The 16736-nt window shown below is 60.7% G+C and carries 13 protein-coding genes and 4 pseudogenes; 3 read left to right on the top strand and 14 right to left on the bottom strand.

Translation table 11 applies throughout. From position 1 onward, the window contains the following. Positions 1–32 precede the first annotated feature (32 nt). The 8 genes and pseudogenes from BDD21_RS24425 to BDD21_RS24455 form a co-directional block, all read right to left on the bottom strand. Entirely contained in the window at positions 33–932 is a 900-nt protein-coding gene (locus BDD21_RS24425) for a glycosyltransferase family 2 protein (RefSeq protein WP_120799389.1), read from the bottom strand. After that, a complete protein-coding gene (locus tag BDD21_RS24430) occupies positions 929–1939 on the bottom strand; it encodes a hypothetical protein (RefSeq protein ID WP_147431211.1) in 1011 nt (336 codons plus the stop codon). The genes BDD21_RS24425 and BDD21_RS24430 overlap by 4 nt, the downstream gene beginning before the upstream one ends. 438 nt (positions 1940–2377) lie before the next feature. After that, positions 2378–3346 (bottom strand): glycosyltransferase family 2 protein, encoded by a 969-nt coding sequence (locus tag BDD21_RS24435; protein ID WP_120799391.1) that lies wholly within the window; start codon positions 3344–3346, stop codon positions 2378–2380. 243 nt (positions 3347–3589) lie between these two features. Continuing rightward, positions 3590–4303: an acyltransferase gene (locus tag BDD21_RS29315; RefSeq protein ID WP_120799392.1), complete on the bottom strand. Its 714-nt coding sequence runs from the start codon at positions 4301–4303 to the stop codon at positions 3590–3592. Positions 4304–4996: 693 nt separating this feature from the next. After that, positions 4997–5176: pseudogene (locus BDD21_RS24445) on the bottom strand (transposase); the annotation flags it as partial. A gap of 9 nt (positions 5177–5185) precedes the next feature. Next, positions 5186–6553, bottom strand: a complete 1368-nt coding sequence (locus BDD21_RS24450) for a transposase (RefSeq protein WP_120799393.1) — start codon at positions 6551–6553, stop codon at positions 5186–5188. 82 nt (positions 6554–6635) lie between these two features. Further along, a complete protein-coding gene (locus BDD21_RS28090; RefSeq protein ID WP_170164889.1) occupies positions 6636–6812 on the bottom strand; it encodes a hypothetical protein in 177 nt (58 codons plus the stop codon). A 15-nt stretch (positions 6813–6827) separates the two neighbouring features. Beyond that, positions 6828–7364, bottom strand: coding sequence for a transposase (locus tag BDD21_RS24455; RefSeq protein ID WP_120799394.1), 537 nt, complete (start codon positions 7362–7364; stop codon positions 6828–6830). A gap of 199 nt (positions 7365–7563) precedes the next feature. Here BDD21_RS24455 and BDD21_RS24460 point away from each other — a divergent pair, with 199 nt between their 5' ends. Further along, positions 7564–8004, top strand: a complete 441-nt coding sequence (locus tag BDD21_RS24460) for a helix-turn-helix domain-containing protein (RefSeq protein ID WP_170164890.1) — start codon at positions 7564–7566, stop codon at positions 8002–8004. 346 nt (positions 8005–8350) lie between these two features. Here BDD21_RS24460 and BDD21_RS24465 read toward each other — a convergent pair whose 3' ends face one another. The 6 genes and pseudogenes from BDD21_RS24465 to BDD21_RS24480 all read right to left on the bottom strand — a co-directional run bounded on the left by BDD21_RS24465 (position 8351) and on the right by BDD21_RS24480 (position 14291). Then, a complete protein-coding gene (locus tag BDD21_RS24465; RefSeq protein ID WP_211335157.1) occupies positions 8351–9433 on the bottom strand; it encodes a hypothetical protein in 1083 nt (360 codons plus the stop codon). Positions 9434–9469: 36 nt separating this feature from the next. Further along, positions 9470–10726 (bottom strand): group II intron reverse transcriptase/maturase, encoded by a 1257-nt coding sequence (gene ltrA / locus BDD21_RS24470; RefSeq protein ID WP_120796384.1) that lies wholly within the window; start codon positions 10724–10726, stop codon positions 9470–9472. Positions 10727–11211: 485 nt separating this feature from the next. After that, complete coding sequence (locus tag BDD21_RS24475; RefSeq protein ID WP_245969803.1) at positions 11212–12462, bottom strand: recombinase family protein; 1251 nt, start codon at positions 12460–12462, stop codon at positions 11212–11214. After that, a complete protein-coding gene (locus BDD21_RS28095; protein WP_170164891.1) occupies positions 12455–12628 on the bottom strand; it encodes a hypothetical protein in 174 nt (57 codons plus the stop codon). Before BDD21_RS28095 ends, BDD21_RS24475 begins: the two co-directional genes overlap by 8 nt. Before the next feature lie 106 nt (positions 12629–12734). Then, positions 12735–12917 (bottom strand): annotated as a pseudogene (locus BDD21_RS29320) (DUF5372 family protein); the annotation flags it as partial. 123 nt (positions 12918–13040) lie between these two features. Further along, positions 13041–14291 carry an ISL3 family transposase gene (locus BDD21_RS24480; protein WP_120796167.1) on the bottom strand — a complete coding sequence of 417 codons (1251 nt, stop codon included), beginning with the start codon at positions 14289–14291 and terminating at the stop codon, positions 13041–13043. Between the two features lie 171 nt (positions 14292–14462). Between BDD21_RS24480 and BDD21_RS24485 the strand changes: the two are divergent. Together BDD21_RS24485 and BDD21_RS28900 are read left to right on the top strand one after the other, a co-directional pair. Then, a pseudogene (locus BDD21_RS24485) lies at positions 14463–14825 on the top strand (transposase); the annotation flags it as partial. Positions 14826–15840: 1015 nt separating this feature from the next. Beyond that, positions 15841–16697: pseudogene (locus tag BDD21_RS28900) on the top strand (IS630 family transposase); the annotation flags it as partial. Positions 16698–16736 lie beyond the last annotated feature (39 nt).

Here is a 16736-nt window from a genome sequence, read left to right on the forward strand (position 1 = left end):
CGGTCGCCTCGGCCATGCGGTTAACCGAGCAACTACCCGCGGGGAAGCCTTCCGACCTTGGCCTTCAAAAACCGATAGCGCGCCAGCGCGAGATACCGTCCAGGCCCGCTCGCCGTCTTCCATCGATAGTAGGCATCACGCATCAAGATGGCATCGCGGATCACTCCGGGTTCACCCTGGGCTCGGACGAAGTCAGCCATCACCTCAAACTGCTTCTTACGGGAGCGCAAACCGTTATCATCGGAGGTAATCCGATTTTGGTCGTGGACCCCCCGAACCGCCACGGGCGTCTCAAGGCTACCCGGCAAGAGGTCACCCAGGTACGCAAGACGAAACATCCACTCGGAATCCTGGTGCAAACGCAGTCTCTCATCGAAATACCCGACGCGCTCGATGACTTGCCGGCGAATCGTCAGACCGTCGAGGTGGAAATGCCCCCTCGCCGTGGGGTGTCGATTGAGAAGCACCAAGGGGAGTTCTGATCCCGGCACCGGCTCACTGATGCTCGTGAGATCCGACTCGAACCCTTTGGATCTGAAGCTCTCCCGGGCTGCATCGCTGTAGAAATGGACTCCGATCGCGTTATAGACGCCGGTGCATGTCGGAACCTCCGTCAGAATCCGGAGGTCGGCCTCAAACCGGTTCTCGAGGTAGTAATCATCCGCGTCGAGAAAGGCAATCAGATACCCGGCGGCCTTGCGAAGGCCAAGGTTCCGTGTCGCACCTGCGCCGCGATTCACACCGCCCTCGTGTTGAACGAGCCTGATCCGCGCATCGGCCTTAGCCAAATCCTCGCAGAGAGCGAGGCTCCGATCGGTCGACCCATCCTCGACCAGCAGAATTTCCGTGACCGCGTCGAACGGCAGGACGGAGCGCAACGCTCGCTCGATATAGGGCTCCGCGTTGTAGACAGGAACGACAACCGAGATCATCGGGCTCCACCCCCGAGGACAGCGTGATCCTCCAACCGCACGGCCTCGTAGACCCGCGCGGAAAGCGTCGCCGGATCATCCGTGTTTCTGACCATGAGACCGACCTGCGAGTCGTATGTCCGTTCCAACTGCCGACCGATCCACTCGGAGATCAGCCTAGGTCCCTCCTCCCCGAATAGGCTACCGAAGGACTGTATCGTGAAAGCGACCTCGATTCCCGGCGGGTTGTAGGGGTACCCGAATCGATTGAACGGAAGCGTCTTTCCATTCCCCCCGCCAGCACAGCAGAAGACCTCCAAGCCATCCAAGTATGTGGGGTCCTTCAGGAAACCGACCAAACGCCCAAACCGCTCGGATGACCAAAAACCATTACCCGGAAAAGACTTGGACAAAAGGCCGAAGGCGTAGGTATTGAAGGCATGATAGCCGATTGCCTTGTTGACAACCGGGTCAACGGCATTTCTGTTCGACCGCTTCGCGAGCCGTTTCGCGAAGCGCTTGATCTCGCCTCGCACCCAGAGACGGGAAATCCCTCCGAGCGGATGCATGATCAACCCATTGGGGTACACCTTCAGATTATCCCCTAAGGCATCCAGAAATCGCTCGACGCGCTCGGCAACAAGGCCGTTGCTCTTGAGCAGGCCCCCTGCCGCGGCAAACCAAAGTTGATGGTTGAAGGTCCGATCGACACCCGCGTAGCTCCCGTCCACATTCACGGTTTCCCATCGCGCCGTCGAGGGGTCGAACGGGTGCAGCAGAAAAAGCGTCCCTGCAAGATCCGTTAATCGGGAATCCTCCAACGCCCTGCCGGCGAAAACCAGCGCCTCGATGATCCAAGCCGGACCGATGAGTCCATTGGAAAAGTCCTTCTGCGGATTCTCTCGCATCCAGTACGCAGCACCCATCGGACGCCGCTCAGCGGCGGTTACGTAGCCTAGCGCACGCAACGCAGCGTCACGAAACCTCTGCTCACCGGTGATCTCGTGCACGCGCAGCAGAAGAATCATGACGTGCGCCGTGTTCCTCACCGGCAATTCTTGATCGTAGTAAGGGCCATTGTGTCCCGGAGGAAAGGACCCGTCCGGCAACTGGCGGTCCAGGAAGCCCCTCGCCCCTCGCTCCATCAGCTCGAAAACCGTCACTCGATTACCCCTGGGATGCGTGTCAGACAATGAAAAAGTACGGACTTCTGAAAACTCGTGTCAATAACTTAAACCGCGCCCGGTGCGGGTATGCGTAATTTACGGAAGTGGATTGGCCACGCCAGTTCCGACGAGTTTTGGAGCTGGCGCGGCTTAGCAGTCTGGACGACCAAGAGCGAAGTCCACCGGAGTTGGTCTGTGCTTGTCAACCCCACTGATCCCATCAGCGAGGTGCCCGTTTCACAGGAGCACCGCCAGTCTCGCCCCCCAAGCAAGCCGTGGCGGGAAACCAGATCAAACCCATCAAACGCGTCCCTTCTTCACCCTAAAAAGCTCCCGAACAAACCCTTTTAGTACCGGCCCAGGCCGTTTAAACAAGGCCCGAACTAGCTTCGATCGCACCTCCTCCGGACAGCTGTCGAGCATTAGTTTGATGTTCTTTATGTCGAAATGAGCCGTCTTCTTTCCAAAAAACTCCCAGATGCTCCTCGTGTAGTAGTCTGCAAGCTCTTCGCGCTCCTTAGCTGTAAAGCTCACGCTGCGGTACTCCCCCAACCTACGAAATCCGAAATCCAGATACTCCCGAATGACCAGCCCGCTGTATACGGATCCCTTTTCCTGACGTGCGTCATGGAGCCCGGTCTTTGTAAACACACAATGGGCGAAACCCAGATCGTGTCGATCGAGTAGCCTCAGGGCGAGCTCAGTGTCCGCGTGCAGGTAACGGCGGTCCAAGCCGCCCACCGCGTCGAACGCCGATTTACGATATAGAATCGTATTCGGCGAGCTGCTACAGACATGAAGCTTTCTCAAAAGCTGCCGCTTAAGGATCTCCGAACCCTTGAAGACAGACTGGTCCATCGGTAGCCCGACATTCGTCCACTGCATACCGTACATCCTGTAAGCAGACACGAGACCGATATCCGGCGACATCTCCCCGACGCGAACCATCTCCTCCAAGGTATTCGGGAAAAGATAATCGTCCGCGAGCGCATATTTGACCCAGGCGCTTTCACTGGAGCAGCGAGTCGCGCACGCCATCAGATTATCGATAACAAAAGCCGTCTCCGGATTGCGAAAGACCTTGATCCTAGGATCTTTCTTACGGAACTCCTCGATAATGTCAGGGGTTGCGTCCGTAGACGCATTGTCGACGATGATGTACTCGAAATTCTCGTAGCGCTGCGCCAACACACCCGAGATGCATTCGGCAAGAAACTTCTCTCCGTTGTATACCGGCGTGCAGACGCTGACCAGAGGTTGATACGACATATGATGAATCCTTAAGAACTGTTCCAAGACTGCCGCACAGACATGACCACGAGGCACCGTCTCGCTCGTTAGACCAACCACCCGAACCTTGAAAGGGCTCGTAACACCCGCTCTGCGGTGTCACGCATACCCCGTGGCGCTATGCGCCACGTGCAGGTTTGTCCTGAGTCACGAGCGAGGCCGACCGTTCGTCACGCGGTCCGTCAAACTTGGCCAACACCTGTTGAAATGGGGCCGTGTGTCTCACGTCGGTTTCGACCCGCGGGACGAACACCGCGAAGCCTTAGCCCGGTCGACACGTCGCCCTAACTCTTTGGCTGGTGCGCCTGCCGCGATGGCGCCGGAAGGGATGTCTTTTGTTACGACCGAGCCCGCGCCGATAACAGCCCCCCGTCCGATCGTAACCCCGTCGAGCACGACGGAACCATATCCCAGCCAAACGTCGTCTTCGATCATGATCCCACCCTTTGTTACAAGTGGCTGACTCTTGATCGATTCACCGGCCGCCATTTCATGGTTGTAAGGGTAGAAGGCGCACCTCGGAGCAATCTGAACGTCCTGACCTATCGTGAGTGATCCCTTATAACAGGAGAACTGACATCCAGGCTGTATCGTCGTTCGGCTTCCGATGCTCAGTGAACCACCGTCACCCGTCTCGATGATACATCCCCGGTTGATGTAGACTTCGTCGCTAATCCGAACCTTCGTATCACGCCCTCTCGAAAAAAGAATGACGCCATCCCCGATGAAAACGTGCTGGCCCAAGATGAGAGTGGAATGCGAAAGGAGCGCCGACGGGGCGATATAGCCGGCTACTCCCAAACGCGCGAGGCGATGCCGCCCCTTATAACCCGGGTAAGCCCATCCAGCAATCCCGGAGGCCAACCGTCCGAAAAAACTCCGACCCGCAAGCCTCATCCAGAAACGTCCCCAAGGTTCCCGTACTCGTAACGCCATATTGCCTCCCTAAACCATCAAAACACGTGCTCGCTATCCGAGGACGATTGAAGTTACCTCCGCGTAAATTCGTCCAGCTAAAAGCTCCCGGCCCCTCCGAGCGACACTTACCTCTCAAGATACGAATCGAGAAGGCAGGCAAAGTTGCGGAAGCCGGTTAGCGCAGCGTAACCCGAAGTTCGTCCGATCGACAGCCTTTGAGCTTCGGCTTGCGGCGTGCAGGCCTCCCCAAACGTACACCTTCAGCGAGCCATAGGCGTAGGCGGAACGCTCCTACACTGCCGAGAAAGTCGAGATGACCGCCGTAGCCGCGAGCCCTAACCAAACCGCAATACTCTCCAGATTGCAGAACGCATACTGATTCGATTCCCATCCCCACCAGCTCCGATCACGGGTGTCCATCAGACGCTCGAAGCCGTGATCGTCGGCGGTCGGTTAGTCCGCAGAACGCATCCGTGCGGCCAAGGTACAATGCCAGAGCTTCCATAACACTCTCCTGCTCGCAATAAAACCGCGACGAAAGTCCTACCTCGGTTCCTCATTGCTCAAGGATGCACAAATCAGAGGTCCATCACTAGCAGCCTGTCGGACTTGACCTTCGCGATGACCTGAATCGGAGTCTCGAGGGTCGCGTGTTGCGCATAAGAGACGCTTTTTGGATGAAAGGTGAGGTCTTCCTGACCTTTCCCCTTGCTGCGGGTCCAACGCGGCCATGGGCCGCAAGTTCCACGTCAGGCACACTAGGGTCCATCTGTTTTGGACGTTGTCCAGACCGTTAATGAGGAACTGACGAAACCCCCTCACGGGTTTGATGATGCCGAACACCGGTTCGACGGTTTGTTTGCACAGGGCATAGGTCGCCCGGCCAGCCCTTTTAAGGTGTCATTTTGTGTTCGGCTCTATGCCGGCGAGTAATCTAGCGGTTGAGACATGTGTGTGACCTTTGTATTTCGTGCGCGGGATGGGCGGTTTTTTCGGGCCGCGCGGACTCTTCCGGAGTTTGTGTAAATCCACGAATTGCGCCAAGCGCAGCAAACACTCGGTCAGCTGCTCCGTAGTCGCGTGTACAAATGGCGCCCATTCGTGTTCCGGCACGGCGATCGTCAGACCCGTCATCGTGGTCGCAATCTCACCCGCGAGATAGAACTGCGACACGGTCTGATCGATGTCCCGGGTCGGGTGGGCCGCGCGCAACGCGGCCATCACGACGGCATAGAGATTGAACGCGACCAGTGCCAAGCAAAAGCCGAAGAGCGCGGCCTGCGGATAGCCCAACGCGGCGATCTCGGAATGGAGGTGTTTCTCGAGTTTTTGAAAGGCCGTCTCGATACCCCAGCGCATCCGATACAAGGCCGCAATCGTCGGGGCGTCAGCGACCGCAGACGGTAAATTGGTCAACAGGACGAGCTTCGTATCGCCATTGCGGGTCGGCGTCTTCAGATTGACGGTGATGCGGCGCAGCGCCCGGGTCTCGCCGCTCGTGGACGTCAATTGAACGGCTTGGTCGTACACGTCGCCACTCGCCGAAGCGCCAATAAATCTAAATTTTTCCAATGGCTTGGCGACGAGGTTGCTATGCTGGCGAATAATGAAGAAGGCTTGCTTACGGTGGATCTCGAACAGAAATTGCGAAACGCAAAAATTCCGGTCTGCCAGCCAGACATCATTCGCTTCGACCGTGGGGATCACCGCATCCAGCAACGCGCGCTCCTGGGTATGGCCATCGGCACAGAGAACGACCGTTACGGCAATGTCCAGTTGTGGATCGAAGACAACCAACGATTTCCCCGGCAAGGGGCCGGCGGTCGTCGCGCGCAGCGGTTTCAGGCGATGTTCGCTGGCAGCCAGGCAGTTGCCATCCAGGTACTTCAGTCGATATCCGGGCAGTAACGAAGGACGCGCTCCGTTCATCGCGAGGATCATGTCCCGCGCCTCCAGCGCGATCTCGCCGACCAGTGCTTGGGAGGTGGTCAGTTCGACCCCTTGCAATTTTGCATAGACGGCGACGATGGAGGCCGCGATGTTGGCCTGTCGATACGCTGCGTGAACGCTTGCTTGGGTCCTGCACACGACTTGCAGCATCAGCCCGACGAGCGACGAGAACAGAATATTGCGTGTGTACTGAGTTTGGCGTGTCGCTTCGAACCAGCGGTCCAGTTTCTCGGGGTTCAGCAACCGCTCCAGCAGGACGCGCACCATGACGGTGGTCGGACTCTTCTCGACAAACTTCTGGAGGATTTCACCAAACATGGTCAATCGGGCACGTGTGCAATGTTGAAGATCTTTAGATATTACAGTATGTTGCTAGATATTACAGTATGTTGCTAGCACCTTAAAAGGGCTGGTCGCCCGGCCTTTGGGTCTTGAGCCGTTGGGCCATGCGTTCGACCGGGGTCGCCTCGGCGGGCGGGGCCTGCGGGCTCTCGAAGCGCTCCGACCAATGGGGGTGTTGCTCGTCCCACTTGATCGCGATCGAAAGCTCGATGCCGGCGCGTTCGCAGGCCGCCACATTGCCTTCGCTGAATTAGCCGGCATCGGCCAACAGCTGTTCCGCCCGGACGATCTCCTCCGGCAGGGCCTGCAGCTGTTCGAGCAGCGGGGCGAGTTGTTGCTTGTCGTTGGCCGCTTGCATGACCTGCGGGAGGAGCACCGGCATGGTCTCGGAATCGACCACCGCTTGGGCGTTGCAGCACGGCTCCAAGCCACCACCGGCGACGGGCACGATGCGGGCTTCTTCGTCGGTGAGGTTGATCTGGTCTACGGGACGCGGGTCGGGGGTGGGCGCCGTGGGTGGCTTACCGCCCGGTTGGCGTCCCGTGGCAGCCGCCTCGGTCGCGCGGGCGACGAGCTTGGATTCATGGTCGATATTGCGGCCGGAATAGCTGCCGGTGGCGTAACCGTAGATCAGAAGCGAGAGAAACAGTGCGGGCTGGTAGGGCACGCTGCCCCGCCCGGCGTAGGCCGGTTCCAGCGTGCCGAGATCCAGCCCCTCCACCACCTCGACCACGTTGCTCGCCAAGTGCCCTTCGGGCAGCAAAGCGTGCACCGAGGGCGGTCGCATAAAGGCAACATCACAAAGGATCGGACGGAAGTGGCTCATCGGCTCAGGCCCCCAAGTGTGCTGCGCTGATTCTACAGGGCGGCTCCGCCGCCCGACACAGGGAAAGTCCGACAGCCTTCTAGTACCCCGTTCCGCCTAATCTTGCGTAAGCATGATCGTAGGAGTATTTCTTAAGGCTGGCTATCAGGAGAGACTCCCTATGATCAAGTATGTTGTACGGCTCACCGAAGAGGAACGGACGGCGCTCACGGAGGTGATCGGTAAAGGCAAGGCGGCGGCCCGGAAGATCAAACATGCAAACGTGCTGCTCAAGCTCGATGCCGATGGGCCGGGTTGGAGCGATGTGCAAGCCGCGGACGCCTTCGACTGCAGCCTGCGCACGGTCTTCAGCATCCGACAACGCTTTGTCGAGGCCGGCTTGGAGGCGGCACTGGAACGCAAGGAGCGAGAACACCCGCCGCGTGAACGGATTCTGGACGGCGCGGGCGAGGCGCAGCTGCTGCGCATCGCCTGCTCGGCGCCTCCCGAAGGACAGGCACGCTGGACCCTCGCGCTGTTGGCCGACAGCCTCGTCGAGTTGAAGGTCGTGGAGGCCATCTCGCCGCAAACCGTCATGCGCACGCTTAAAAAAACGCTCTGAAACCGCACCTGCGCACCTGCTGGGTGATTCCGCCCGAGCACAACGCCGAGTTTGTGGCCTGCATGGAAGACGTGCTGGAGGTCTATCACCGTCCTTACGATCCACAGCGCCCGGTGATCTGCCTCGACGAGCAGCCGACCCAGCTGATCGGCGAAACCCGCATGCCGATTCCGCTGCAACCCGGGCAGCCGCAACGCTACGACTACGAATACGAACGCATCGGCACCGCCAACAACTTCATGATCGTCGAACCCTTGGCCGGCTGGCGCAAGGTCAGCGTCCGCGCCACCAAAACCGCACTCGATCTCGCGCATGAGATCAAGGAATTGTTGGATCGCTGTTCATACTACCCCCTGGCTGTTTTGCGGTCGTCGAAAAGATCCGGAGTCGGTTCTGAAACCTTGATTCTCAATCCCTTACGGTTGCCTTGCGAGACATGGATGGCCTCGAGCTCGCCACGCTTGACACGCTGCAACACGGTTTGGCGCGACACGCCGAGCCGGCGCATGGCCTCGACGATGGGGACAAAGCCTTCGGGCGCCTCGCCGGCGAAGTGCGCGCGCAAGGCCGCGGTGATCACGATGCGCCAGGGCGCGCCCGGCGTGACCTGCTCTCCGGCGATGAGCCCGTCGTTGAGCTGACGGTGCAGGGTCGAGGGCGCGACCCCGAGGACGGCGGCGGCGTCCCGGATGGTCAGGGGCTCGCCGCAGACGGGCTGTGCCGGCGGCACGAAGCAGGGAATGCCCCAGTGGGTGCGCAGGCTGCCGACGCGGTTGACGGTGAAGGGTAAGCCGGTGGCCGTGGTGCGCTGCTGGCGATTGAGTACGCCGGCGATGACGGCGTCCGGATAATACGCGGCCAAGCGGCGAATGAGCGCCACGGTGTCCTCGTCGGTGCGGACCGTGGCCGCGCGGGTGCGCGGCAACGCGATGCTGAGATCGCTGATCAAGCCGCCATGCCACCGCAGGGTGACGTGCACCGCGTGCGCGTCCTTGTCGTGCGTGACCAGAACCTCTTCGAGGAGGGCACGCAACAGCTCCTTGCGGTCGCGATCGCTGGTGGAAGGCGCTGACCAAACCGCTTCCAAATCCTCGGCCAAGTCGAGCAGGGCCTCGCGCTCGGCCGCGCAGAGCGCCTCTGGATGTTGCTGCTCGGCGCGCTGCAACTGCTGCTCGGCGGCCTGCACGGCGTGTAGGGCGCTCTCCCAAGCCGCTTCCAAGCCGCGGGCGACCAGGCGATTGTCGGGGTCGACGTTCTGATAGCGGCGCTGCGCCAGCTGTGCCTGATAGCGCGCCTGCTCGAGCTGATGCTGCCATTGCACGCGGGCGGCCTGCGCGGCGCTGTCGCCGGCCTCGGCCGCATCCAAGGCTGCTTGATCGGGTCGGGCTGACGGGATTGCGCCCGTCAGCCCTCCCACACCACCGGACATGCGGTTTTCCGCATCCGGCGGTTGAGCCCAGCGGGCTTAGCCCGCAAGCGTCCACGGTAGAGTGAATCCGTGTCGATTCAGTGTTGCGGTTTTCAATGCTTGGTTGACGACGATATGACGCGCCATGAACCAGGCACCGCGCCGACAGCCGGCCACCCCGAGCGCACGTCCGCGCACGCCGAGGCGCCGCAGCGCGTTGAACCGTCCGTGGCGATCGTGCCAGCGCAGCCAGAAGCATTTGCGCATATGCCGCCTGACCCAACCCGACAGGGCGTGGACCTCGCGGCGCCAGTTGGCGTAGCCGAAATAGTTCCACCATCCGGTGACATAGCGTTGCCACTGTTCACGCAGTTGCTCGCTGGTGAGGCTTTGCCGGGCGTCCCAGAGTTCGCGCACCCGATCCTTAAACCGCTCGATGGCCTTCGGCGCCGGACTCACCTGTCCACCGGGGTGGATGCGAAAGCCCAGCAGCGCGCTCTCCTCGGTACGGCGTGCGCCACTCTTGGTGGCGTTGACGTCCAAGTCCAGGTGCGTGTGCAGCCACCGCGTCAGGCGCTCCAGCACCCGCTCGGCGGCCCGTTCGCTGGCCACGAACACGGCGATGTCGTCGGCGTAGCGTACGAACGACAGGCCCCGCTGCTCCAGCTCCCGGTCCAGCACGTCGAGGTAGAGGTTGGCCAACAGCGGCGACAGCGGCCCGCCTTGCGGCGTGCCGCGGCTGCGCCGAATGTGCCGTCCATCGCCCTCGTCCATCGGTGCGCGCAGGTAGCGCCCGATCAGCGTCATGATCCGCTTGTCGCTGATCCGCTGTCCCAGCAGGTGCATCAGGCGGTCGTGGTTGACCTGGTCGAAAAAGCGCGCCAGATCAATATCCGCCACCCATTCCTTGCCGTCGGCCACGTACCCGCGTGCGGCCGTGACGGCGTCATGGGCCGAGCGTCCGGGGCGAAAGCCCCAGCTGTGCTCGCTCATGTCGCCATCGAAAGCCGCGCTCAGCACTTGGTGCAGGGCCTGCTGGATCAGCCGGTCCTGCACCGTGGGAATGCCCAGGCGGCGTGTCCCGCCGCCCGGCTTGGCAATGTCCACCGCGCGCACCGCCGCCGGGCGGTAATCGCCCCGAAGGAGCTTCTCCCGAATCACCGGCCAGTGGCACTTGAGGTGGGCCTCGGTCTCGGCGATCCCTTTGCCGTCGACCCCGCCGGACCCGGCGTTGGCTTTCACCCCCGCCCAGGCCCGTTCCATGTTGACGGTGTCGAGCACCGCCTCCAGACTGATCTCAACCGTGTTGCTCATTGAACCCCTTCTTGCGTCTGTGCTCGCGATCACGGTTGACTTGATGAGCGCGGACCTCCCCCATGCGGGAATCCACCCGTTCGGTTCGGCTCGCCGTCCCGGTAGCTGCCGCAGTTGCAACGCCGAGTGCGTGTCGCCCATCTGCCCGCCTTCCGGATCGGATGCAGACTGTGGTTCTTTCGTGACTCTTCGGCCCTTCACTCCTCCCGACTTTCACCGGGCCTCAACGCTACTACGGCCTCTGCTGACTTCTGGACCGCTCTCACGGGCCAGATCTCCCCGAGTAAGAACATGTACTTTCGACCCGTGCCGCCAGGCTCTACCGGAGACGTCTTTCGGTGACGGTTGGATTTCGCGTTCCCTAGCACGCTCATCGCCCGCATCCGGCCTCGCTGCCTGTTCGTGTTCCTACGGTCGTGTCTTGGCTACACCCTGCTTTCAGCTTGGCCTCGCGGCGTCCACCTTGGGTTTCGCTACGCTTCTCGTCACTCTTCGCGGTTACCTCCTTTCAGGTAACAAGTACATGCCCATGTCGGGCACACTAGGGCGGCGGGCTGGACCGCCGCGAGGACGGCGGCGGCCACTGCCTGGTGGAGGCGCTGCCCGCCAACGCGCAGGCACGCCTCGCCGCGCCCGTTGGCGAGGTTGTCGCCGGGGCAGTCATAGGTCGGGGCGGCGTTGCGACCGCTGTAGGCCACCACCAGCTTGCGCCCGCAATGACCGCAGAGGGCGAGGCCCTGCAGCAGGGCCGCCCCTTCGCGCAGGGCGCCGCCGCCGTCGTGGCGGATCGGGCGGGTATTGGCGGCTAGGCGCACCTGATTGTCCTCGAAGGTCGCCCAGTCGATGAAGCCCTGGTGATGATCATGCAGCACGACACTCCAATCCGCGCGTGGTAAGCGCTTGAGGCGTTTACGCACCTCGCCATGCTCGTCAATATAGCGCTCCTGGCGGGTTTTACCGTAGACGTAGGCGCCGGCATAGACCGGATTGGTGAGCACCTGGTGGATTTTCGTGTAGCTCGGCGTACCCCATTGAATGTCGCGGCACCCGCTCGCTTGCGTGGGGAAGGGCAGCGCCTCGCTGCGAAACCACAGCCAGACCCGCCGTGCCGAGCCCATCTCGGCGAAGCGCTCGAAGACGGCGCGGATCGCCCCGGTGACCGCCGCGTCGGGGTGAAAACGGACCTCCCCGTCGGCCTCGCCCCACACCAGCCCGATGGGCAGACCCCGGCGCAGCTCCCCGCGCGCCGCCTTGTTGCGGATACCGCCATTGAGGCGGGCACGCAGGACATGCAATTCCGCCTCGGACATGGTGCCCTTGAGGCCGAGCACGAGTCGATCGTTGAACAGCCCCGGGTGGTAGAGGCCGTCGGCATCGCCGATCAGCGTATCGGTCGTCCCGCACAGATCCAGCAGGCGGTACCAATCGGCATTGTTGCGGGCGAGTCGCGAGACCTCCAAGGCGAGCACGATCCCGACATGACCGAGCGCCACCTCGGCGGCAAGCTCGGCGAAGCCCGAGCGGGTGTTCAGGCCCGACCCGGAGAGGCCGAGATCCTGATCGATCACCCGGATCTGCGCCGCCGGCCACCCGAGTTCTGCGGCGAAGGCCTGCAACTGATATTGCCGCGCGGTGGACTCGCGGTTGGATTCGACCTGTGCGCTGGTGGACTGGCGGATGTAGACCACCGCGAGACGCGCGCGATGCGAGGGCGTGATTTTGCCGAGCTCAGTCATCGGGATGCTCCTGCGGCTGTGGAGCACGCCGGGCCAGCACGATCCGGCGCATCAGACGCGCCAGCAGTGCGCGAACGCTCTGTTGCTGCTCGGGTCGGAGGGTCTCCCACGCCGGTACGGCCCCGGCAGGCGGTGGTGGCTGCAGGAAGGTCAACTGCTCGGGCATCGCTCGGCTCCTTCGGTGAGGTTGGCGCGGCCGACTCGGCGGCCTGCGCACGGCGAAGGAGCCCATTAACAACGCTGCGGAGCTGACGCAACTGCGTCACCGAGGCCAGCACCGCCGGACGCGGCGCGGGCGGGCCGTCGAGATCGGTCCAGGTGGCCGGAACGCGCAAGCGCGTCCCGTCCGGGAGCACCAGGACGAGCTTGAGTTCACCTTGGAGGGTGACGGCGCTGAAGACTTCAAGTGACTGGCCGTCAAAGGGATGGCGGGTACGCCGGGGCTCTCCCGGAATTCAGGGAAAGCGCTAAAATATTTAAAAACATGACGTTGTAGTCATTTTGACCGAACACGTTGGTTGAAAATATCGCTGGACGCACCCCGTCCAAGCCATTTTTAAGCGGTTGTTTTTCATTGATCAGCGCGCGAAAACCCGATAACCGCACAGATCGAGGTACACCCTCTGGTAGAGCCGGCGCAGGTTGCTCAAGCCATAGCACCGCCGTTTTAATACTTTGATCTTGTTGTTGAGACCTTCGACGAAACCGCTCGTGTGTCGTTCGGTAAAATAATTGGTGATCTCGTCCCAATGACGGCGCAACGTTTTCAGGAAGGATTGAAAACACGTCATCTCGGCGTTCTTGACCCGTCGCATCCAGCCACTGAGTTTGCGCTTGGCCTGACCTTTGGACAGGGGCATGTCGTAGACCTCGGTGAGGGCTTGGCTGAGGGCATGAGCTTGCGCGAGTTGCGGGGAATAGGCGAACAACCGGGCGCGGATCCGCCGTTCCTCGGCGCTCAAGTCGGATTCGCGCTTGCGCAGGATCCACTGGACGTTCTTGAGCCCGCCGTACTCGGTTTTCGACAGGTCGCGCTTGAGCCGGCGCAGTTCTGTCTTGCGCAACGTCTCCACGGCGTCGCGATACAAACGCGCGACATGGAAGCGATCGGCGCAGATGGCGACGTGCGTGCCGAAGACGGCCTTGGCCGCACCGATGAAGCCGCTGTACAGGTCGGTGCACACGACGCGAACGGTGCGCCGCAAGGATTTTGGGATCGTGCGCAAAAACGCCTCGATGGTCGCGCGCTTACGGTCCTTGAGCACGGCGAGGATGCTCAGGGTGTCCTCGACCCTGGCGCTGACGATCACCACGAAATTGCCGTGGCCTTTGGTCAAGGCGATCTCGTCGAGCCCGAGCACGGGCAGCGCCGTGAGCGTCGTCCAGTCGATCTGGCTCGGGACGCACCGATCGAGAATACCGTCGAGGTGCTCCGGGGTGACGGCCTCCTTGTGCGCGACGTCTTCCAGGGTGCTGTTGATCAGGGCGCGCATCAGGCTGTGTTCGAACGCACGGGTGAAGCCGCTGCGCGGGTCGTACCAGTCCACCCGTTGGGTGGTGGTGGGATGATCCCGGCAATCGGGGCAGCGATACCGTTTGGGACGAATGAGAATTTCGGTGCGATGCTCGAAGATCGACAGATGGCGCAACCGCCGTTCTTCACCGAGTCCATGCGGCTCAGTGATGCGTCGGCCGCAGCTCCGGCACTGCGTGCCCTCCTCGGTGCTGTGCACATGAATTTCCAGCACAGCGGCGTCCGTGATCTCGACGCGGTCGATGGCGATCTGCGGCAGTCCGAGCAGGCGCAGGAGTTGGCTCTGGTCAATCATCGGTTTTCCATTGAGTTAAAAGCGTTCGAATGGAAGTTTACCAAGATTGGCTGCGTAGAACACTGATTTTACTAAACTTGGCGTTCCCTGAGATCCGGGAGAGCCTACGCCGGACGGTCACCCGCTCGGGGGTGCCGTCGAAGTGGTGGTGGGTATTGTGTCGTGGCGTCCTTGGACGTCGATTACCCCAAGGCCGAAAAGGTCGTTCTGATTTGGGACAATCTCAACACCCATGCACCGGCGTCGCTGTACAAGGCATTCCCACCGCAGGAAGCGCGTCGACTCCTGGACCGCTTGGAGATTCACGACACCCCCAAACACAGCAGCTGGCTCGACATCGCCGAGATCGAACTCAGCGTCTTCACCAAGCAGTGTCTGGATCGGCGCATCGACGACATCGACACCCTGCGCAGCGAGGCCAAGGCCTGGGCGGATCGCCGCAATGCTTCCGGGGCCGTTGTCGACTGGCAGTTCACGACCGACAATGCACGCATAAAGCTCAAGCGCCTATATCCGCAACTTAAGGAGGAATGAGGTACTAGGATCCGCGTCTCGTCCTGCCTGACGGTCGCGGTCGTGAAAACGCAACATCCAAAAGCCGCATTGCGAAACGAAGCTAACCTTTGCCGACCTGTCGCGATCTTCGCACCTCATGCCTCATTGTAACGCCGGGCGCACTATGGATCCGGCGTCCGAACGCGAGACTCACCTACACCGCGTTCCTACACCTGCGCCAGTGCCCGATTCCCTGTCAGCTCAAGTTGGAAACGACCCCGAAGCTTGCTTCCGAGCGGATCACCGGTATATTTTCCAAGCTTCAGCGTTCTACGGTGCGCTGGTCTCTTCCCCAGACTTCCAGAGCCGCAGACGTGGCGTCGCCGGAAGGCCGGGCGCAACGTGAATCGCTCGACAGCCGAACTATGATCTTGGGGAGCATCCGGAACTCTCGGCTCCTAGGGGACTCGCGGCCACATCGGTCCAACTGCCACCCGTCAAATCGACCCGAAGCCGTCCGGACTCTCCAACTGTTCCGGAAGAAAACCTACCGGATATCGAAACGCATTGGCATCCGCATCGATGTCTTCGAAAACGCTCCTTCGTCAAGCCCCAACCTTTACCGGAATCAGCGCATGGCATTCATCGAGAAACAGATCGAACGCATTTTCCGAAGACACTATGGTCTGACCAAGCGGTTGCGCCTCCGGACACTGGCACAGGGACTACCCGGACGACCGCCTCTCGTGATCTATACCTCTTATAGGCATAAACTCAACTTTCCTCATGTCGACTCTCAGCAATGCTCGATAACATTCTGACTTCGAGTTAGACTTGACACTACCGATGGGCCGTCTTGTAGTTTTTTTGCGACGATGATCAGAATCGAGTTCTCCGAGCAGGATTTGAAGAAAATACAGCAGTTGCGTTACGCGGCCTCGATCATCCCTTCGCCCACAGCGGCCACCGAATGCGTCGTCAGGCCATCCTGGCCTGACGGAATCAGGGCTGGAAGCCCTGACGACGCAAGGATCGCCAGCAGTTGGACCAAACGATGATCAAGGCCCGTTACGCGCATCCACACCCAAGGGTGCGCAGGCGAATGGAGGTGCTGTGGCTGAAGAGCCAGGGCCTTGCGCACCGGGAGATTTGTCGGCTCGCGGGAATTTCCAGCAACACCCTACGGCAGTACCTCGGGATGTTTCAGTCCGGTGGTATCAAGAAGCTGATGGAGCTCAACTTCTACGCCCCGACGAGCGAGTTGGAGCAGCATCGCTATCGACTCGAAGCCGTCTATTTTCGCAAGCATCCGCCTGCGACCATCAACGAGGCGGCGACCATGATCGAGGAGCTGACGGGAATCAAGCGCAGTCCGAGCGCCGTGGGGCGGTTTCTCAATTCGCTCGGCATGGCTCCGAGAAGAGTCGGAACCATACCCTCGAAAGCCGACCCTGAGGAGCAAGAACATTTTCGTATCAATAAGTTAGAGCCGCGCCCCGAAGAAGCCAGACAGGGTAAACGCGCTATTTTTTTGTCGATGCTGCTCACTTTGTATTGGGTGCCTTTCTCGGTATTCTGTGGTCATTCTCCCGTCTCTTTGTAAAGACTTCCGCCGGGAGAAAACGTTTCAACGTGCTCGGTGCGTTGAACGCGATCACACATGAACTGGTGATGGTTACGAACGATACCTATATCACCGCGGACAGCGTCTGCGACCTGTTGCGACGCATTGCCATGCTGAATCTCGACGTGCCTATCACGCTGGTTATGGATAATGCGCGCTACCAGAAGTGCAATATCGTTATAGCGCTGGCTTCGCAACTGAATATCGAATTGCTTTATCTTCCCGCCTATTCACCGAATTTAAACCTGATCGAGCGGCTGTGGAAGTTCGTCAAGAAAAAAGTCCTTGGTGATTAGCGTCGTCCCTCAGCCAGCGATTTTCGAGCC

Source organism: Thiocapsa rosea (genome assembly GCF_003634315.1).
GTDB classification, from domain to species: domain Bacteria; phylum Pseudomonadota; class Gammaproteobacteria; order Chromatiales; family Chromatiaceae; genus Thiocapsa; species Thiocapsa rosea.